This window comes from Actinoplanes sp. NPDC051633, from assembly GCF_040681735.1.
Taxonomy (GTDB): Bacteria; Actinomycetota; Actinomycetes; order Mycobacteriales; family Micromonosporaceae; genus Actinoplanes.
On sequence record NZ_JBFAZH010000002.1, the window covers coordinates 1 to 20,851 of the forward strand.

Genomic DNA, 20,851 nt, shown 5'->3' on the forward strand with positions numbered 1-20,851 from the left:
GTTCAAATGAGCGAATTTTTTCAGATGTAATGTCAGTTCTTTTCGCATTTTTGATGTACGTGTCAATATAATCATAAAGTTCGCTTAAAACAGGATAATCCTCGTTTTTTAAATTAACGATATTTTGATTTTCGCCTTTATCAGGATCATATATTCCTTTTTCTATATAAAAGTCATAAATAACACTTGAAATTTCTTTAAGTTCTGTATCAGTTAATTCGTTATTCATTAGACTAAATTGCATTTTTAATTTAGAAATATGCTGTTTGAATGAACCAACCTCAGAAACAACATGTTCCCCTTTTTCATTCTTACGGCTGGCTGTAGGATATATTTGTAAAAAATTAATACGTCCATCTGTACCGTCCAAAGCAATAATATGTCCGCCTTGTCTTTCTAAAATAGCGCCAAATTCTCTTGCTTTATCAAAGCCTCTAATAAAATTACCTCGTGCGTACTGTTCTTCTTCAATCATCTTAAGTAGCGTAGATTTACCGGAACCCATTTTTCCAAAAATAACCGTATTATAATAAGTTCTGATTGCATCATGTTTAAAGAAGTCTAAAATAACAGAACCTTGTGTGAGCGTTTGGCCATAATAAGCGCCACGCTCATCAATGATTTGTTCATGATTGAAGTAATATGACCCACCAAGAATACCAGCTTCCATAGGAATGCCTCGACGATAATTACTTAAATTTTCTTGTTGCTGTTTTAATGATAAGAACATAGATAGATAATTATCTTTAGTTTCAAACTGCATTAGCTGTGCCTTATAACCCTTAGCTTCTAGATCTTTTCTTATCGATGCTACCTCTTCCTCTAATTCTTCTTCGGTATCTTTAGATATATATAAACGAACGTTAAAACGTTTAATAGTTTCTCCATGTAAATTTATTTTTTCTAGCATTGAGTGAAGTGTTGAGTAAGAATTTCGAGCTTCAATTTTAGAAAGCGTTTGAGCGTTTGGATCAATTACTCGTGTATATTGTTCGCCCATTGAACGCTGCAATTTTTTTATAGTACGATGTCTATCTTCTTCGCCAATATCGACAATAGAAATCACACCTTCTCTATTCACGATTGGATCTAACCAGTTGTCATTGAGTTTTGAAGGAATATCATAAATAGTTAAACATGTTGTATAACCATCTCCACCTACCATGTTTCTTTCCTTAAACTGTAATCCACCTTGTGGCTGTGATAGACTAATACTTTCCATATCGTACCCGTCATCTACAAAGTCTTCTTCCAAAATAGGTTCTGCATCTTTTTTAAATCTTGATAATAATCCCATTAAGGGAACACACACCTTTCATACTTTTATGGTTAATTGCTATTACATCGTGCTTGGCTGTCCTTCTTTCGAATAGCTAATTTTTCTTTTTAAATCATTATTCTCACTTTGTAATGCTTCGATGTCCGTTTTAAGTTCCTCATTGTCTTGCTTGAGTTGTTGAACGACATCACTTGAACTATATGTTTTCTCAATGACTGTCGGTTTAATTCGATTACCTAAAGCAACAAGTCTTGCATAGCTAGTAGGATTCATATTTCGAAGTTCTGCAAAATGTTTAACTTTCTCATATTCTTTCTCAGTTAAATTAATATTGATTGTTTTTGCCTTTCTTTTTGATGTTTTTGACATTCCAATTTTTCACTCCTTAAATAAATGTATTTTGGTTATTTAATTTAGTGAATAATTTAATTTTTTGCTCTTTAGTCTGTGGTTCTTCTTCTACAAGTCCAATAGAAGCCTTTTTAAAACTTCTAATTTTTGAAATTAAATCTTTCTCGTCATCTCCATAGATAATAAAGTAATACTCTTGATTAAGTTGGGACTCAGAGATAAGTTTAAATCTTAATTGTTGTTCTCTTGCTAAAAGTCTTTGCTCATCTGTCTGTGCCTTGTTTTTAATATCTAACCAATTGTTTTGTAACTCAGTAGTGTTTGTATGATACGCTAAACCAATTTGTTTAATATCTCCCTCATACATGCGATAAAGCGTCGCTAGAAATGACATGTGCTTATTATTTTCATTTTGGTTTATAAAATCAATTGGTGCTGTTGTACTCCTAAATACTTCTCCATATCTATCATCATCGAAAATGCAAAAATCTTCTTCTGTATAACCTTTGACCTTAGATATACTCGCTGTTGATTTTGTACCATGTTTTCTTTTACGTTTTTTTCTGAGCTTTTTACGACGTGATCTTTCAAATTCTTCTTCTGTAATTAAACTCAAAACTCATATCCCCCTTTCATCTATCTCTATCTCTTAAACGACGATACTTATTAATGTCTATACTTTGATACTTGTGCGTATCTTCTTTAAAAAGCAAATGCATAATAACGTATATAGTTCTTCTATCTGGATGTGAAACTCGTGTTGATACAAGCAATAACGCTAACACTACATGACCTAGTATGATAATGAGTTGTAACAGACCAGTTATTTGTAGCTGGTCTGTTATGATAAACCCAATAAATACAATACCGGCAAACCACATTATCGATTGAATACTTAAAATCCCTTTAAAGTTTATCGTGGAGTCTACGCCTTTTGTTACTGTATATTGATTAGGATTTTCATCTGCCATTAATTTCACCCACTTTTTTCAAATGTTTTTATTACTATTATTAATTTATTCCTTTTGGAGGTGTTTGTTTCATAGGTGGATCACGATGTGTCAAAGCTTTAGAATTCGGTTTTTTCATATGAACAAGTTCTTTACCATCTGAAGTTATAGTTACCTTTCCCTGAGCTCGCTCATACGGTAATCTTTCTTGACTCTTAACCATGATTTACACCTACTTTTTTGAATTATTGTCTAACTGTTCGTTTGCTTTATCCATTGATGGGGCTTCTTGAGCCATATATTGTGGACGAGAAGCTCTACTACTTACGCTATTAGGATTTGGTCTTTTAATATTTCCTGAACTTTGAATTACTTCTGCACGAGGCGTTTTTCTATTTAACGTGTTAGCATTCACTTTTGCTTGTGAATAAGATAATCCTGAACGTCTATTTGCTGTATCTATTGTGCTTGATTTAGTTCTAGGAACAGTTACTTTTTCATGCGTATCTTTCATTGATGATGTTGGCTTTTTCATAGATGAAACTTGTTTTGTCGGTGGCGTGTTTTTATTAAAATGATTTCCTTTTGGATAGCTATTGTATGAATGACTATTTATGCTTGATGGACGACCTCTAAGTTTTTCTTGCCCATTATTTGAAGTTGAAACTGATGAATTACTTGGTGTGCTTGTCATATTAAGATTTGAACTTTGTGCTGATGCTTTTGGCGGTGTAGTTGCCTTACTTGGTATTGTTTTATTTAAGCCGTTAGATTTTGGATAACTTGTAGATGGTCTATTATTTCTAGCATTTGATTTGGCTTCTGAGTATGATAGACCTGATTGACCTTGAGGTCTTCCTTTATCTATATCGCTTAAAGATTTCATCGGTCTTGAATTTTGAGCATTTGCACTGTTTCTAACTCCACTTTGTACACCAACTTTTTCTCCTAGTCCTCTAAGTGCTGTACCAGTCATGATACCTTTACCTAAATTATTTGTATTATTTTCACTAGAAACATTTTCTGTTGTAGCCTTAATATCATTCGTATTTGGACTATTAATATTGTCAGAAATATTATTTGTATTATTCTCTGACGGAGCACTTACTTTATCTGGAACATCTTCTCCTGAAGTAATTCCGTCATTTGAAATAGCTTCTTGATTTTCATTAGATATTGGACTGTTGTAATTTTCTGTGTCGTTTTCAATACCCGGATGTTCATTGTTGTCTAAATCAGTCATTTCTTTATTATCTTCATTAACATCTAATTGTTCAGTGTTATCTAAGTTATTACTTATTTCATTTTCATCGCCAATACCTTGCTGTTCGTTATTTTCTAAATCATTACTAGATTCTTCATTTCTATCATTAATTCCTGCTTGTTCATCATTGTCTAAGTCATTCATCTCTTTATTATCTTCATTCATATCTAGATGCTCATTATTATCAAGTTGATTTTCTGCATGATTACTATCAGAAATGCCAGACTGTTCATCTCTATTTTCTAAGTTATTATCTCCGTTAGCATTTTCTAAATCGTCTTGATTTTCTGCAATATTATCAACATCTTGTTTAGCTGAATCATCATCACTATAGTGTTGATCTCCTAAAATATCGTCATTGTCTTGTTGATTTTCAGAAGATATATCATCGATGTTTTCTTTATTATTTTGATTTGATTGACCGTCACTAAATTGATCTGCTTTACTATTATTTTCATTAACATCATGTTTACTCATATCAGTAGGCTCTAATTCACTACCTCCACCAAATGATTTACTATCGTTAGCTGAGCTCATATTATTTGTAGGCGCATCAACTTTTTTACCACCAGACATTGAATTATAAAGGCTACTTACCCCTTTAGCACCTGCTGTAGAAGCCTTACCTATACCTTTACCAGCTCCGTATGTTGCTAACGCCGCTGATTTACCATCTTGAACACCTGTATCAATGCCTAAGACACGTTTTGCTGTATCAGGGCCATCTATACATGCAATTGATAGCGCGATAAATGCGATAGCTTTTACACCGAATCCAGCATCTGAACCCATTACTGTTGATACTAAAATTTCATATATAAGGAAGAGTATAAAAATAATTCCAATAACTGCATAGTTAAGAATGATATTATTAAAAAGCGATTTCATTTTTTGCCCCGTTGTTAAGTCAGTCGCGGCGACAAATGGCGCCAGTACTTTTTGGAAAGCAATATCAAAAATCAGTTTAACAACCTTAAATGCTGAGAAAAGATAAACAATAGCTAAGCCACCAAGTGAAAGCCATAAAACTAAGAAGTTCGTTTGATAACGTAGTGGATATTCATCAAAGAATTTTAAAATTCCTGCTCCTGATTTAAATGCCCCACTATCTTCAGAAGGAGCCATCCGACTATAAATTGGATCTTTGTCTTTTTCACTCTTATACTTGCCACCCAAATCATTATCTAGTGCATAGGCAAATACACCATTTCGAACAATATCATTTTTTTGTTTCTCTGTTTTAGTCTGACCATAGTGAACAATTTTCTTAAATAAAGAATCATCTAACAAATCATTTGGAGTCTTTATTTTACTAGATTTAGAATCTAATTTTAGTCGATCATGATATCCTATTTTGTCATCGTCTTCTCCTTGATAGAAGGGTTTGATCTTTTCACTATAATCAAACGAATCAAATATCGATTTAGAATCTGTGGGAATATCTAAATGATTAAACTTACTATTTTCATTATTTTTACGAGAAGGAAAGTCTTTATTTGCGAAATCTGCAAGGTCAATAACATTTGCTTTAACAACCTTTGAAGGCAAATCCATTTTTTTATTTTCTTTATCTTTATTTTTATCAATCGAAATATGCTTTTGATCATGAACAAATTGAACTGTTAAGTTAGTTAATGTTGAAAACATATAAGGTATCATGGTGATAAAACAAACAGCTAAAATGATATTAACGAATACATTACTAATTTGAATTCTCTTGCCCGTCATCATCATCAAACCAAGAGCACCCAATGTTAACAACATGATAGATAATGCAACTGGTGTTAATGTACTACTTAATTCAGTAACTTGTTTATTATTCAACAACCCACCTAGTGTAAAAATATTTTCTAATGTATTTCTCATCATCTGAGTTATCCAATAAAATATCCAAGTAATTAACCACCCAATCACTTTGAAAAAATTACCTAACCATGTTGCTTGAAACAAATCACTATTTTGGCTGAGAATTTTAGCAATTTCTTGTTGTGTAGGCTCCTTTATGTTACTTAGCTTACTATCAGCGTCTGTTTCATTGAGCATCAAATAATTAACCCACTGATTCATTGTCCTCTCCTCCTTTCGTTTGATAATTAATCCAATTATCAAATAATTTTCTAATTTCCTCTGAATGTTGACTTTTATCAACATGTTTTGAACCGTTTTCTAAATATAATTTTGCTTGTGAGATTTTTGAATTAATAATAACTTCTACTTGCTGTTGAGATAAGTTGAAATCATTTCTTAATATTTCCTTAAATTTGAAAATTTGTTCAGGCTCTAAAACGTCTGAAAGATAGTGTTTACGTTCAAAGATTTCTTTTTCTTCTCTTTCAGAAACACTTTCATCGACAATTGTTTCCCAATCAATGACATTCGATTTTAGATCAAGATTTCTATGTCTCGGAGGTGTAACCTGTTTTGGCGTAAAATTAGGATCAAAACGATTATCTAAGAATTGATAACGGAACGGCATACTTGTTTTTCCAGTATTATAAATAGGGTGTGGGTGGACTTTTCTTGTCTTTCCTTTTTCAATTTTTGTTCTAGCAGTTGAACGAACGACAACCGTATCTCCTCGTTTAATTTGTTGTAATTCTGTCTCTGTTATAAGGGGTTGTTTCTCTGGAGATCTTGAACGAGATATAGACGATTGTCCGTCATTACTTGTTTGATTTCTTGTTGTTACCGTATGATAACCACACCGTTCAGAAATAGTCTTTGTCGTATTGGTATCTAAAGTTAGAATATAAGTTAAGTTTTGACAGTTGCCCTCGATAATCTTCGCTGTATTTTCCCCATAAACATTTTGTAATTGTTGTAGAGACTGTACAAAGAGATTAAAAATAATATTTCTCCCTAAACATACCGTCACGATATTATCCATATCATTAATAGCTGGCAGATTCCCAAATTCGTCAAGTCTAAATATGACTCGTCTTTGTGTTTTAGAGTTAGTTACTTCTTTAGATGAGGCTGTTTCTGCAAGCAACGTATATAATTGAGAAATAAAGTAACTTGCAATGATATGGTTAGATGTATCATAATCAGGTATCACTAAGAAAATAGCTACTGGTTTTTTTGAATAATGAATTCCCACTCTTTGTGGTTGTTCTCCTTCTTCTAAAAGTGAAACTGTATAACTATTATCAGAATCTTCAACGTCCATCATGTGTAAAATAGATTGACTATATACTTCATCATGTTTGTATATTTCAAGATTAAGACTATAACCAGTTTTAATTTCTTCATCAAAGAAGATTTGAACATTTCCTAAGTTATCAAGTTCAATATCTTTTCTTTTAGTAGAATTGCCTTCTGTATCAGTAAAATAATAACTGCCTTTAAGGTATTTCATCGATGTATCATACTGCACATCAATAATTCGATTAAAACCAACTTTACGCATATCCAATTCATTATGTGAAGTCATTTTACCTAATTCTTCTTCAGTAAATATATTTAACTTTTCCGCAGCGACACTAAAGATACTAGAACGTGTATTACCTTTCGCAAAATTGCTTTGTGCATATGCATTTTTAGCCATGTGACCTTGTGGTAAATTTTCAAAGTAGCTATCTAGAGCATTTTTTTCAACGACTTCTTCTTTATCATCATCAAGAAATACTTTTTCGTGAATAGTCTTACCGCCTAATTCTGTTAGCATATTTGCAACGTTATACATCGTTACTTTTTCTGGTTGATTTTCTGAGTAACACTTATCAAGTAATGCAAGAATAATGGCTTTAACTAAATTTGCCCCACTGTTATTCCAAAATGGATCTCTAGCATTTGGATCATGGAACATCATTGTTGTTAATGTATTGGTATATTTTTCAGCTCTAGAAACATTTCCTTTATCATAAAATTCTTTAATAATTTCTAGAGGGTTATAGCTCATTCCATCATCGGGACTACTTAAATCAAGTTTATGAACCTCATATCCTCTCTCTATTAAAGTATCAGCACTGCCACTATAAAGTTCTCCCTTAGTGTCTCCAATAACCAGTGATGGCTGATATTCAGCTCTAGAATCTATATCTATTGCTGGAAAAACAACCATTTCTGTTTTACCTGATCGAGACGTTCCAACGATTAATTGATTGTGCGTTTCTGTATCAATTAAATATTTATTATCAAAATGTGTGATTGGAAACCCTGCCTGACCTGAGTACCGTTCTTCTTGTTGAAACACTGTTTTATATTCTTTTTTTAGCTCTTTTAAAGGCACAAATTCTGAGTCTCCATATTGTCCGTAATCAAGTTTTCGATATTTTCTATAAATCATGTAAAGTTTTCTTCCTAAAAATACAAATGCAATAATTGTGAGTAATAAGGGAATTAAGATAATTGAAAAATTAATGATAAAAATATTACTTATTTGTTTTAATGCTGTTGGAAAATATTGAGCCTTTTCTAAAATATTTCCAGATTTTAGAATAAAGGAACTATAAAACACATTGATTAGATAATTGATAGCTAGTGATGTCATTAATGCAATGCCTATGCAAATTAAAGTAAAATACAATTTATTACCAAAGATTATTTCGGTAATATCAAGAGGTTCTTGTTGTGACTTATCGACCTCTTTATGAATTTTTACTTGGTTGTCCATTGTTTCACCTAATTTCTTTTTTCGATTTTCAAATCATTCTCTTTTATGGAAAGGTCTTTGATTGATCGATAAAAGTTATTAAAAATAAAATACTCAATGTCTTGTGCGTCCATTTGATGTAGTTGCTCTTTAAGTGTGTCTTTGAATTTTTCTTTTAAAATGTCATTAATATTAAATTCGTTGAAAGCATGTGTCATATCTGTTTCAATACCATTAAGATGTCTTTGATTAAAGAGATAAAGCAGTAAGCCTTTAAGAATACTTTCTCTCTTATCTTTAGTTAAGTATTCATTATTGTTGGCATTTCTAATCATAAATTGTTCGCCTAGAACTTCCCCCACTTGCTCAATGTTATTTTTATTTTCGTAACTATCTAAGCTTGAAATCATTTCGTATATTTGACTAATTGACAAATTCTGTTGAGCTGTTTCTTCAATCTCATCATCCTCATCAACACTTTTTGATTCTTGTTGTAACTGTTTAAAGTTATTATCATCTGAATTTTCCGTAGATTTTTCTGTATCTTTTATTTCATTTTCATCTTCAGGTTTTTCATCTAATGCTTCTTCTAGTTCATTCGTATTTTCTATCGAATTTGATTCTTGAATTTCAGTATTATCTCTCTCATGTTTATCAGTTACTTCTTCTTTTACGTCACTATCTTTTGGAATCATATGTTCTTCTAGTACATGATCATCGTAGGACTGACTTTTTTCATCGACTTTAAAAGGTTCATATACTCTTAAATTCTCGATATTGTCGATTAAAAATAAGTTATTGTTAATTTCTTTAGCGACATTTTGTTCTATGAATACTTCAACATAAGGATTTGTTTGGATTTTATGCAAAATGGATTTAATTATATCAATATGTTGATTCACTAAGTAGGTCGCTTGTTGTTCATCAGTAAAATATAGCGTTCCTCTATCTTTTAAATACATTGATTGTGTTGCATCTTTAATATTTAAGTGAATTAAATTTAATAACATTAACAAAATCCTTTCTTATTTATTTCAACAATTGAAACGGAGGTTCAATCAATTGAAGGTGATTTGTTGTGATTGGCAAGCAGTTTAAGAAATGAAAGTAATGGTCAGCAAAGAAACCACCTAAAAAAATGCCAATAAGAACAATAGCGGATATTAAAAATATTCCTATTGTTTTCATGATGCCACTTTCATTCGTTTTAGTTTGATTTGTTTTCTTTGAACTTTTACTAGGTTTAGGAAGTTGAGATGTTGGTGTTTCTTTTTTGTTATTATTCATAACTTGAGCCATTAGTACTTCATTAAAGTTCGAACTTTTCTGCTTTGCTTGAATAAGTTCTTGTTCTCTGAGACTCGTTTGTTTTTCAGAATCACTAATACGTCTGTCTTCCTGAGCCAAACGTTCTTTTTCATTTTTCGTTCTAGCTAATTCTAGTTGAAGTTCAGATTCTTTATTTTTTTCAGCTAATTTCTCTTTTTCTTCTTTAATACGTTCTATTTCTTGTTCTTCTTGCTTTTGTTGAGCTATAATAGCCTCTTGATCTTTAATATGCTTTTGTATTTTTAATTGCTCATTTTTAGCTTGTTCTTCTTGAATTTCTAACTGTTTAGCCTGTCTTATTTCTTCTTTCCATGTCTCACGTTTATGTAGCAACTGACGATAAGTTTTATCATCGAATTCAGAAAGCTTTTCGTCTATTTCATCTACCAACTGCTTACAGTCTTCGTTTAGAGCCTCTCTAATTTTAAAATCGTACTCTTGTTCTTCTTGAGCGACTATATTGTTTAATCTATGATCATTAGATTCAAAAAGCCTTATTTGCTCATTAGAGATTCTCATTTCTTTTTCTTCATTAACTTTTTTCAGATAATCCTGTTTATCTCTGTACAAGTCATTTTGATATTGCTTTAAATCGTCCTGTTGCTTGTCCTTAAATCTGTTTAATTCTTTATCTTGCTGATTAGTAAATTGTTCTAAATTTTCTTGTTGGGTTGTTTCAAACTGACTTATTTGTTGGTCAGTATCCTGCTGTATACTATTTGTTATTTCTTGAGTTTGATTATCAAACTCTTCTTGAGTCATCTCATTAGAAGCAACAATCTCATCTATGTACTTTTTCTTATTACCAACGTAAACCACAAATTGGTATTCAAGTCGATGTCCTAATTCCTCGTACAACGAGGATTTATACGATTCTTTATTTAAAAGTCGATCATAAATATATTCATTTTGCTTTTGTTCAAAGGGATCATCTGAATGTCTCATGGTTGGTTTTTGTTCTTTATATTCTGGAATTTTTAATGGAAGTTGATAAAAATTGGAAGTGTCGCTGATTGATTCAGATGTATTTTGTGTCGATTCTCTTTCTGGTTCAGTATTTTTAAAGTCTTTATTATCTTCTGAGTTATCTGATTCTTCTTCTATATCTTCAGATTCCTCAATGTTATCTGTTTCCTCGCTTGATTCTTCTTTAAATTCATTTGTACTTATTTCATCTTCGTGTTTCTCATCGGATTCAGTATTTTGAGAAATAATAGGATTTTCTTCTTTTTTATTTTTAGAAACATCTGATTTCTCTCTAAACGCATCTCTAGCGTTTTCTCTAAACGCATCTCTAGGATATTGTATTTGTTTATCTTTTTTCTTATTTTCTTTAAAAAGAGTATTGCTTAATTTCTTATACCAAGGCACTTTACCAAAAGATTTTTCATCTAATTCTCTGGAAACTTTGCCATCATAACTTTCATCGAAGTCTTTTAGAAACTTTTCTTTTTCCTCGTCAAAGTTCTTATCTTTACCTTCGAAATCATATCTTTGTAATTCAATTTCTTCTAGCAATAATGATTTGAGTGTCGTATTATCAGGGAGTTTAGCATTAATGTTGATAGATTCATTAGGTTTTGTATCAAATCTAATTGCTTTTGTTTCGCTATCTAATATAATCAACTTTATTGAAAAGTTAATATCTTTATTTTCTTCATCCTTAATTGCTTTTGCAGTAGATAAAATACCTTTGACAAAATCATTAATCTTTTCCAAAGAGTATTCTTTTTGATATTTAATCTTTAACATGTCTAGTTGCTTGTCATTTGTGATGTTTAGTATCTTTCCTATAAGCAAAAAATCACCTCATTTTATTTACTATTTAATACTTTTTATGGTATTTTAAAGACGTTGATTATTTCACATATTGCCCCTGCACGCGTGCAGGGACTTTTTTTATGCTAAAAAAGTTTTTTTTGTTAGAATTTCGCATTATGTGAAACCCAATTAACAATTGCATCTGCGCCCATAACGATGGCAACACCAATCAAGGTACTTAACCACCAAACTTTAGCTGTGTGCTTACCTTGTTCTCCTCCGAAGATGTAATAAAGACCACCAATCGCAACCCCTATAAATCCACCGGGAACTGCAATTGTTTTAAGTCCACGCAAGATTTTTCTGAACATACGACTCAAGTTCGTCCAAATATCATGCATTTGTAAATAATGCGTCATGAAATCTAGTAAACCGTCAAGATGCAAATAATTGAACAAAACGACGTGCATTAGTTCCATTAAATTCCACCTCCTTTCACGTCAGAATCATTCTCTTTGTCCTGTTGTAAATCTTGAGTATCTTTAATGTCTTTTGCTTTTTTACTTTCTTTCATTTTCTCTTTTAAAAGTTCAATGTATGCGTTATTCATAACTTCAAGTTCCCATTCTGTATAGTAAGGTTTCGCTTTATCTAAGATGGCAAGTCTTTTCTCTTGAATTACTTGTTCGCTCCATTCCTTAAAGTTCATTCCCCTATTTTCAATATCTCTCTTAATCTCACTTTTTTTAAACAATGGTTGCATTGACCTCATCCTTTATTTTTAAAATTAAAAAAGCACATCATAGATGACCTTTAATGATTATCAAAATCAAAAAAAGTCGTATAACATATTGCATATATACAAGAATTTCACACATTTGTTTACTAAATAAAAAGAAAGTTACGCTAACACAAAGCGTAACCTTTCAGATTTCTCAAATATTGACAAATAAGTATTGTCTATATCATTATATATATTTGAGAAGGTGAAAGGTGCTATTTGCAACGTTGGTTAGCACTAATGCGTACAGCTTACACACGACTGCTGTATCGCACACCTTCTTTTCTTTTTTTATGGTTGAAGCTTAATTACATATCTATAATATATCTTTAATGTAATTGTTTTACAATACTTTTAGAGATATTTACTGTTTAGTCAGAGCTAAATCTCTTCCATCTTCACTCTTATCAGGATGTTTAAATAATTTTTTATCTATTTCCCTATCATTAATTGATTTCTGCAAATCTTTTTCAGTTAAAGTGATGTCATCTTTATTTTTCTCTTTTATTTCATAAACTTCATAGTATTTGCTATGATCATAGTCTATACTACGGTCATCATAAAAATGAAGTTCATCTTTATATCCATCTGGAAATTCTGAGGAGTCTCGTTCTAGCACTAAAAATTTCTTGCCTGCATCCTTCTTAATTTCGTAATTAAATGGTGTTGAGTCTTTAATCATGTTGTCTGGAGCACCTTCCGTCCATGACATCGTTGCACGATCTTTGCCGTTAAACGATATACTATAATCCGTATCTTCAACTTTATATTTTTTATTGGCCAACGGATCATCATGACCACCTTGACAAGCGCCTAATATCACACTACAACCAACAATGGTTGCTATTAAACCTTGTTTTTTGTTCAACTAGCACACACACCTTTTACTTCAAATTTTTTAACCATTCATCTTTTTCTTTCTCACTAACGCTGCCTAGTGTTTTTAAGAAATAACCTTTATTCCAAAACGGTTTACTTTCTATACGTTCATCTAAAATTTCTGGAAAGTATTTTTTAATATTAAACGATGAAGTAGACTTAAAAACTGAAACAAAGTCAGAAACAGAAGTTTGTCCTTTGTCTACAGAAAAGGATATTTCTATGTAAAAATCATGATATTCCCAATAAAGCAAATGAACACTATATGTTTTTGCCACTTTTAAAAAGTGTCGTTTCAAAAGTGTTGATTGTTTTTCAGAAATATAAGATCTCTTTTGATTAGTAGCTATAACTAAATAATAGTTTAAATCATATAGCGATTGCGTTCGCTTATTGTAAAACATCTGACCACCTTTTCAATCTTACATATTAATTTTAACAAACCATTATAACCACTGCAATATCAAGTTATTCCGTTTTACAAAAACTTAACATAGTGATTTATTTTAAATCCGCAAAAATTATTGCGCTTTTCGGTAAAATGGTCTTCTTTTGCTCGATTTTACCAGAATTTTTATATTTAACTTTTCTTTCAATAAGTAATTCAAAGCGTCTTTCTTCCTTGATGGTAGCTATTATACGTTTTTCAGTAAATAGATAAAAAATTACTTGCTGTCCGATATAATCTTGATACATTGATTCGTTATATGTATTTTTAGCCATTTTGACACCTCCTTGTTATAGTCCAAACATATTACTCTGAGACATATTTTGTTGACGTTTAGTAAGAACATGTATTTCTTCAAATTCAGATTTAATACAACGCATTAAATAACTTTGCATAGATTGAACAGATTCATTCTTTTTCTTTATGATAATTCTAAAACGTTTTAGTACATCAATAAGTTCATCTTCAATATCTTCAAGTGTATAAGGCATAACAATTTCATCAGCACGTTCATCATGAAACGAACGCTTTGCTTTTAAGATAATACCTTTTATAATTTGAATTTCTGATAAAGAATAATTCATTAGATACGTTGCTAGATGTTCAGGGAACTCTTGTAATTCATAACGTGCTTCTTCTTGTTCAGATAAAATATTTGATGCAAGTGATTGATGATTCGAATGACTCGAATGAGAAACAATATTAGCCTTACTTTTAATGGTATTAGTATCATTCAAATCATTCGTATCACTTAACTCAGTATCACTTAACTCAGTATCACTTAACTCAGTATCATTTGCGTGTGAATTTAACACGTCCTGACGTGTGATTTTCACATTTTCGGACGTGTGATTTTCACATTTTCGGACGTGTGAATTTAACATTTCCTTGTCCTGCATAGAATTAGATGCTTTTTCTTCTAGTGAAATTGTGTAAATATCGCTTTCTTTAATTTCAGGTTTCATTAAATATAGTAAATTTGGTTTATTCAATCCCTGTCTTTTTTGAATTAATAAATTAACTTTTTCTAATTCTTTTTTGATTTTATTTACTTTTTGATTTCCACAATTTAGAATATCTTCAAGTTGTTTAACGGTATAAATAAAATAAATATTACCGTCTTGATCAACCCAGTTATTTTGAATTGATAATTCTAAACGATCACGTAGTATTGCATATGCGATTTTTGCGTCATTTGATAATTTCATATAGTCAGGATTTGTGAAGAAAACTTTTGGGAGTTGATAAAATTTTTCTTTATATTGTTCTGAAACTGTAAAATAATTATTATACATAATAAATAACCTCTTTCTCGATATTTGAAGTATTTTTAGAAAGAAGCTCTGTATTTCGATTGTTAAACATTTATAGTTGTATTAAAGTTGCTAAAATCATATACAACAGTTATAATACACTTATAGACATAATAAAAATAACTCTAAATTAATACAGAAACTTCGCTCTTAAGGCAACTGCTGGAACAGTTGCCTTTTTATTTTCATGAATCAAGGATAGCACTTATCCAAATAAAAATAAACTTATAATCTAAATACTACGCTTTTTGAAATTATTATATTTTATAAATATGATTATACCCTAGTATACTTGTATAATCAATACACTAGTATACATTCGTTCTGTGTATTCGTCGTATTTAAGTATATAAACAATCTTATAGGCACAATACAATAAGACTACAAGTATATTATGTATCATAGTATGCTTATAAACGCTAATATTTTAAGATGATATATATACTAATATTATTAATATTTATAAGATACTAGTATATGTGTATACAAAAGATACTTGTATGTGTTATACTTATATTGTAAAACATTGAATGAAAGAGAGGTAAATACTATTGCTACCAAAAATAATAACAATCAATCAACAAAAAGGAGGGACAGGAAAATCGACCCTCACTAAAAATCTAACAACACATTTAGCTATCGAAAGAAATAAAAAAGTCTTAAATATCGACGGTGATTATAGCTGTTTCTTATCGACAAACTTGTATGGTATATACGATCCTAATGGAACGATAGGTGAACTTTTTCAAATTGATGAGTTAGGCAATACTACGTTTGATAGGAATATTGTATTTCACCATGTTCATGATAAAATCGATATCATAGCAGGTGATCCAAAATTGAATGAGAAACAAAAGAAATTATCTGGTGAAGAAGGAACAAGTTTTATATTGACAAAGTGGTTATTTAACAATGAAAAAGAGTTAAGTTCATACGATTATATCATTATAGATACACATAATGATTTTGATATTTTCAATAAAAACGCTATTGCAATAAGTGATGTAGTTTTAGCACCTCTTGATCCTTCTGAAATAAATGAATCTATTGCAACTCGAATGGAAGTTGAATTAGAAAAAATGAAGAATCAGATCGTAGAGCCTATATCTGGGAAGTCATATGTTAACGCCAAATTTTACATTATTGGTAATAAAATATCTCATAATGTGAGTAGTCATCGTGAATTTTTAAACGATATAGAAAAAAGAGATGATTTTCTAACATGGTTTCCGCAGAAAGAGTTGTTTGTTAAAGCTTCCAAAAAAATTGAATCAATTAATGAACTTTTAGAAAATGATAAAAATAAACATCAAAGATTTGCGAAACAATATGCTGAGGCAATGCAAAAAATTGAAAATGTGATTGATGGAAATCAAGATTTGGAGGAAAAATAATGGCAAATGAAGAAATGATGAAATACTTAAATGCTGAAAGTCAAAATTCGGGTACTAATAAACAGAAAAAGCCAGAGTTCACTACTATAAAAATTAATAAAGATTATAAGATATTATTCAACGAAGTCGCTTATCAAAGACGCATTACGAAGAATGACCTTATTGAACAAATAATTATGGAATGGTGTGAAAATAATGAATCTGGATTATTAGAAAAGTTCAAAGCAAAAGAACTTCCAGAGCAGAAGAAATAAAGGGTGATATTTTTGCCCTTTATTAAAACGGATAGTATACAAGTAACACAATGAACATAAGTATACTAGTATATATAGAATACATGTGATATAATGGTAACAGGTATATAAAATAAAGTGAAAGGAGACAAAAATGCTGAACAAGATGAATTTAATAACGATGATCGATGTTATGACGGGACTAACGAATGAAGAGTATCAATTATTACTGAGCAAGTCAGAAGAAGAGATAGAAAAAATATATATTAATCAATATCAACAACAAGATGATGAGCAAATTCAGATAAGCTACTTTTAAAAAATAGTATAATTGGAGGAATTAAATTGAAAGAGTATATTAAATGGTTTTTAGAAGATGTATTAGGGAAGCCATATAAAGATATGAATACAATTAAATTGTGGAAAATTGAAAAGAAAAGTATACAAAGAAATGAAGTTATTACAAATGTTAAGAAGGTCAATATTTTAGAAAAGCAAATGAGTATATATGATATTCTATGATGTGAAAAATAATAAAAATGTTAAAAACGAGGTGTATTGACATGTTAGCAATCATTATAGGATTTCTAGTTGGGTTTATTGGTGTAAGTATTATTAGAGTCATATGGTATGTATTTAGTTGGATATTAATTAAGACAGTATTCACAATACGCAAGTTAAGTGATCGTTTACAAGACGGAATTATTAAATTCGTGAGTGTGTTATATGGAAATATCAAAGATGCTATTAATAATCAACATGAATATAGTGTGAGAAATAGAAATCAAAGATAAAAATTTCATAAAAAGAAAGAGAGTTGTTTAGATGTTACTACGAAAGCATTATGACAAGATAAAATTTGTCATTAATCATGGAAGCGATGAACAGCTACGTGATATTGGACTCGACCAAAAGACAATAACACGTTTAAGAAAGGATATTAGCTATATCCAAGAAGTCAAACTGTCCACCGCACTTAAATTATATCATTTTTATTTTGACTATTGGGCGACAATTGTAGGAATTGATATAGGAACTAGCGAATTTCTAAGCGCATCCGATTTATCTATGAAAAAAATATACACAGACCAGAGTAAAGAAGTTTCAAGAATCATCACTAAATATCAAAATCGTTTAACAGATAGAAATATGGATGCAAGAAAAATTGAAAGGAAATTTTTAAAAGGATTAAAAAAACATATTAATAGTGTTATCAAAGAATTATTAGAATTATATCCCCATCCACGTGTTTTTGTTATAGGTAAAGGAAGTAGTATTAACAAAGAAGATTCAATCTATGGAAAAGTTTTTGCGATGACACATAAGTGTTTATATAAAGCAATTGAAGACTATGATGAGATTGTTCTGGTAGATGAACAGTTTACATCTTTAATTTGTCCTAGATGTAACCATACAAATAAGAAAAATAGGACAAGAAACAATCATTTTCATTGTCAATCTTGTGGTTATGAGAACCCAAACGACAACGTCGTAGCGTCATACAACATTGCTCAAAGATTTTGGGAGAATCAAGTCACCGGTAAAAAGTAGAAAAACTATTCTAAAAGAAATAAAGAAATAAGATGATTATTTGTAAGTCTAATTCATTTAAGTGGGCGTTCTACTTTTATAGAAACTAAGAAATCGATTACTTATCATATGATATGATAGGCATGTTTTATTGTTTCTGTTGAGTATTTATTACCGGCAGAATTGAATAGTAAATTTCAAAATACATTTTAGACAAGAGGAGAATTTAAGAATGAAGAAATTTAGTTTAGGGTTCATAACTACAAGTCTTATTGCGACAACTTTAATTATGGGAAGTCCTATGGCTCAAGCTACTGATGTTCATCAGTCCCCTATACAAAATGTAAATGAGCAAGGTTTAAATTTAAGCCAACAATATGAGCCTAAAGCAATGACAATTACTGATGAAAACGGGCAAGTACTTTATGATTATCATGGAGAAACGTCATCAGATCCAGCATCAATTACGAAATTGATGACCCTTTATTTAACATTCGATGCTTTAAATAATGGAAAGATTAGTAAAGATCAAAAAATAAAAATAACATCAGATTATGAAAAGATGTCTGCCTTACCTAATTTATCAACGGTTAAATTAAAAAAAGGACAAACCTATACTATAGATGAAATAATGAAACAAGTCTCACTAGCTTCTAGTAATCCAGCGACATTAATATTAGGAGAAAAAATAGATGGTTCAACTTCAAAGTTTACAGATCGTATGAATGAAAAGGCAAAAGAGTTAGGTATGAATCATACCCACTTTACCAATCCCTCTGGTGCATCTAATGATTTGTTAAAACCTTACGAACCTAAAAAATATAAAGATGAGGCAAAGACAAAAACAACATCTCAAGATATTAGTTTGTTGATACATAGTTTATTAAAAAAACACCCAGAGGTTATAAACTATACAAAGTTAACGCATGGTAAACAGTATAACCAAGACTTTGAAACTACTAATTTATCGTTAAAAGGAGAGCCCGAAGAATATTTAGGAACTGACGGATTAAAAACAGGAACGAGCGATGAGGGGTATAGTATAGCTCTTACGAATAATCAAGATCATTTGAGATTAAATGCCACAATATTGGATGTTAAACCCTATCCGAGTGAACAAGCGAAGCATGTGAGAAATCAGATTGCGAATCACATGATAGAGGATTTAAGAAAAGAATATACGTACACAAAAGTGATGAGTAAAGGGACACATAAAATTGATGGCAAAGAAATAACAGTGAGTAAAGATCTATACGATACTGTTCCAAAGAACAAGGATAAATGGTCACTCAAAGTCAATAAAGATAATCAAGTTTATGTATCTTACCCAAGAAAATTTATAAAGGGTAGTCATTACCCACATGTTAATGTGGATAAGATGAAGAGTAGTAATACCCACCACCCTTTTATTAACGGTATAAAGAATTTTTTTAAGTTCGTCTGCATCGTCTTTATTGTAGTTTGTATATTTTTATTCATAGTGAAGAAAAAAGGAAAATAAATATGATATAGAATTGGATTTCGTCAATTATATTTAACTTTTATTAAACGTTCAACTCGTATATAATTAATGCAGTAAGCAAGTTGGATAGATGGTGGCTAATCTGAGTATAAGGAGTGTGATGCCTATGGTGGTATCAAAAAAATCTTTAGAAAGGAGACGCCTAGTTGGTTACTGTTAGTGCCATGTTGCAATTTGGGATTTTCCTCATTGCTTTCATTGGTCTAGTAATCGAGCTTATTAAACTAAGCCAAAAAAAATAACCATTCCCAACTTCTGGCCAAGTAGGTGGAATGGCTAAGAATCACCGAAAAGTCACCGTCTTTTTAACGGGCTTACTAAGGCACGAGTGTTATCAGCACTTGTGCTTTTTTATTTTTGTCACTTTCAGTATATACTGTTAGTTGCTTTTTGTAAACTTAAAGTAACTTTTAGTGTAATTACTTTATGTACTAGATATACTAAAGCCATTTTCGGTAATTTCTTACTAAGTAGCGAACAGATATAATGAGTAAAACTATATAGATCGTCGGTTCAATAAAGCTTAAATGATTATGATTAAAAATAGGGAAAGCATTTGTGAGTGCATGGTATATCATACACGTTTTTATATCTTTTGAAAAAATAAATAACAAACTAAATGTAACGCCGCTTAAAGCATATACCCATATGTGACTCCAGTCCTCACCTCGTAATACATGCGCAAAACCAAAGGCGAGTGATGATATTAACACAAATAGTCCTAGACTTAGCCAGTCATGGTTATACTTCTTATCGTTAAAGAAAAAATTAAGCATAGTGAAAATAAATATGAATATAAGTCCTCTAAAACAAATTTCTTCTATAATACCAGCATTCAGGCTTTCATGAACTAATTGGGTGTACATATCTAAATGTTGATTTTGTTTTTCGACATGCTTTTGATTTTCAGTGTTTGAGTTAAAGTTAATATTTAAACATAATTTAACTAAAAGTCCAAAGAATATTAGTGTTAACTTCCAAAACCAGTTACCATTTTCAGTTTTCATATACTTGGGTGTAATTAAATTTTGTTTCTTCACGTATTTAACAAACATCATATAAACCACAACAACGATCATAATTAAAATAACATCACTTGTTATATCTTGAGTATTATCAACTAAAAATTTAGTGCTTAAAAAAATATAAAAAAGTAGCATACTTGAAGCAAGAACAATTAGACGCTTTATCAATGAACTACTCTTATTCATTAGGAAACACAC

21 protein-coding genes are annotated in these 20,851 nt (G+C 30.5%); 6 read left to right on the forward strand and 15 right to left on the reverse strand.

Features of this window, described 5'->3' with window-relative positions:
* The 14 genes from AB0M20_RS00180 to AB0M20_RS00245 form a co-directional block, all read right to left on the reverse strand.
* A partial coding sequence (locus tag AB0M20_RS00180; protein WP_364291250.1) for a hypothetical protein occupies positions 1-1,312 on the reverse strand: 1,312 nt, incomplete at its 3' end.
* A gap of 27 nt (positions 1,313-1,339) precedes the next feature.
* The gene (locus tag AB0M20_RS00185) at positions 1,340-1,648 is read right to left on the reverse strand and encodes a hypothetical protein (protein WP_001832872.1); all 309 of its coding nucleotides are present in this window, start codon (positions 1,646-1,648) and stop codon (positions 1,340-1,342) included.
* 16 nt (positions 1,649-1,664) lie between these two features.
* Positions 1,665-2,246 carry a hypothetical protein gene (locus tag AB0M20_RS00190; protein ID WP_001832826.1) on the reverse strand — a complete coding sequence of 194 codons (582 nt, stop codon included), beginning with the start codon at positions 2,244-2,246 and terminating at the stop codon, positions 1,665-1,667.
* 16 nt (positions 2,247-2,262) lie between these two features.
* The gene (locus AB0M20_RS00195) at positions 2,263-2,601 is read right to left on the reverse strand and encodes a DUF4133 domain-containing protein (protein WP_001832840.1); all 339 of its coding nucleotides are present in this window, start codon (positions 2,599-2,601) and stop codon (positions 2,263-2,265) included.
* Between the two features lie 211 nt (positions 2,602-2,812).
* Positions 2,813-5,911, reverse strand: coding sequence for a hypothetical protein (locus AB0M20_RS00200; protein WP_364291255.1), 3,099 nt, complete (start codon positions 5,909-5,911; stop codon positions 2,813-2,815).
* Positions 5,895-8,459, reverse strand: coding sequence for a VirD4-like conjugal transfer protein, CD1115 family (locus tag AB0M20_RS00205; RefSeq protein ID WP_001832830.1), 2,565 nt, complete (start codon positions 8,457-8,459; stop codon positions 5,895-5,897). Before AB0M20_RS00205 ends, AB0M20_RS00200 begins: the two co-directional genes overlap by 17 nt.
* Before the next feature lie 8 nt (positions 8,460-8,467).
* Positions 8,468-9,448: a hypothetical protein gene (locus AB0M20_RS00210; protein WP_001832839.1), complete on the reverse strand. Its 981-nt coding sequence runs from the start codon at positions 9,446-9,448 to the stop codon at positions 8,468-8,470.
* 19 nt (positions 9,449-9,467) lie between these two features.
* Positions 9,468-11,519, reverse strand: a complete 2,052-nt coding sequence (locus tag AB0M20_RS00215) for a hypothetical protein (protein ID WP_364291259.1) — start codon at positions 11,517-11,519, stop codon at positions 9,468-9,470.
* Between the two features lie 170 nt (positions 11,520-11,689).
* On the reverse strand, positions 11,690-12,007 hold the full coding sequence (locus tag AB0M20_RS00220; RefSeq protein WP_001832870.1) for a hypothetical protein: 318 nt from the start codon (positions 12,005-12,007) through the stop codon (positions 11,690-11,692).
* Positions 12,007-12,291, reverse strand: coding sequence for a hypothetical protein (locus AB0M20_RS00225; RefSeq protein WP_001832856.1), 285 nt, complete (start codon positions 12,289-12,291; stop codon positions 12,007-12,009). Before AB0M20_RS00225 ends, AB0M20_RS00220 begins: the two co-directional genes overlap by 1 nt.
* Before the next feature lie 382 nt (positions 12,292-12,673).
* The gene (locus AB0M20_RS00230) at positions 12,674-13,177 is read right to left on the reverse strand and encodes a hypothetical protein (RefSeq protein ID WP_001832865.1); all 504 of its coding nucleotides are present in this window, start codon (positions 13,175-13,177) and stop codon (positions 12,674-12,676) included.
* Positions 13,178-13,193: 16 nt separating this feature from the next.
* Positions 13,194-13,592 carry an IS200/IS605 family transposase gene (tnpA, locus tag AB0M20_RS00235; RefSeq protein WP_001832807.1) on the reverse strand — a complete coding sequence of 133 codons (399 nt, stop codon included), beginning with the start codon at positions 13,590-13,592 and terminating at the stop codon, positions 13,194-13,196.
* A gap of 97 nt (positions 13,593-13,689) precedes the next feature.
* Positions 13,690-13,911, reverse strand: a complete 222-nt coding sequence (locus AB0M20_RS00240) for a hypothetical protein (RefSeq protein WP_001832823.1) — start codon at positions 13,909-13,911, stop codon at positions 13,690-13,692.
* A 15-nt stretch (positions 13,912-13,926) separates the two neighbouring features.
* A complete protein-coding gene (locus AB0M20_RS00245; protein WP_002457014.1) occupies positions 13,927-14,931 on the reverse strand; it encodes a replication initiator protein A in 1,005 nt (334 codons plus the stop codon).
* A gap of 569 nt (positions 14,932-15,500) precedes the next feature.
* Here AB0M20_RS00245 and AB0M20_RS00250 point away from each other — a divergent pair.
* The 6 genes from AB0M20_RS00250 to AB0M20_RS00275 all read left to right on the forward strand — a co-directional run bounded on the left by AB0M20_RS00250 (position 15,501) and on the right by AB0M20_RS00275 (position 19,870).
* Positions 15,501-16,343: a ParA family protein gene (locus AB0M20_RS00250; protein ID WP_002457013.1), complete on the forward strand. Its 843-nt coding sequence runs from the start codon at positions 15,501-15,503 to the stop codon at positions 16,341-16,343.
* Positions 16,343-16,597 (forward strand): hypothetical protein, encoded by a 255-nt coding sequence (locus AB0M20_RS00255; protein ID WP_001832822.1) that lies wholly within the window; start codon positions 16,343-16,345, stop codon positions 16,595-16,597. Before AB0M20_RS00250 ends, AB0M20_RS00255 begins: the two co-directional genes overlap by 1 nt.
* Positions 16,598-16,730: 133 nt before the next feature.
* The gene (locus AB0M20_RS00260; RefSeq protein ID WP_001832821.1) at positions 16,731-16,895 is read left to right on the forward strand and encodes a BH0509 family protein; all 165 of its coding nucleotides are present in this window, start codon (positions 16,731-16,733) and stop codon (positions 16,893-16,895) included.
* 506 nt (positions 16,896-17,401) lie between these two features.
* Positions 17,402-18,127 (forward strand): zinc ribbon domain-containing protein, encoded by a 726-nt coding sequence (locus tag AB0M20_RS00265; protein ID WP_001832861.1) that lies wholly within the window; start codon positions 17,402-17,404, stop codon positions 18,125-18,127.
* Positions 18,128-18,338: 211 nt separating this feature from the next.
* Positions 18,339-19,607 (forward strand): penicillin-binding protein PBP4, encoded by a 1,269-nt coding sequence (gene pbp4, locus AB0M20_RS00270; RefSeq protein WP_002503813.1) that lies wholly within the window; start codon positions 18,339-18,341, stop codon positions 19,605-19,607.
* A 185-nt stretch (positions 19,608-19,792) separates the two neighbouring features.
* Positions 19,793-19,870: a putative holin-like toxin gene (locus tag AB0M20_RS00275; protein WP_223286828.1), complete on the forward strand. Its 78-nt coding sequence runs from the start codon at positions 19,793-19,795 to the stop codon at positions 19,868-19,870.
* Positions 19,871-20,068: 198 nt separating this feature from the next.
* Here AB0M20_RS00275 and AB0M20_RS00280 read toward each other — a convergent pair whose 3' ends face one another.
* Positions 20,069-20,839, reverse strand: a complete 771-nt coding sequence (locus tag AB0M20_RS00280) for a CPBP family intramembrane glutamic endopeptidase (protein WP_001832858.1) — start codon at positions 20,837-20,839, stop codon at positions 20,069-20,071.
* Positions 20,840-20,851: the final 12 nt, after the last annotated feature.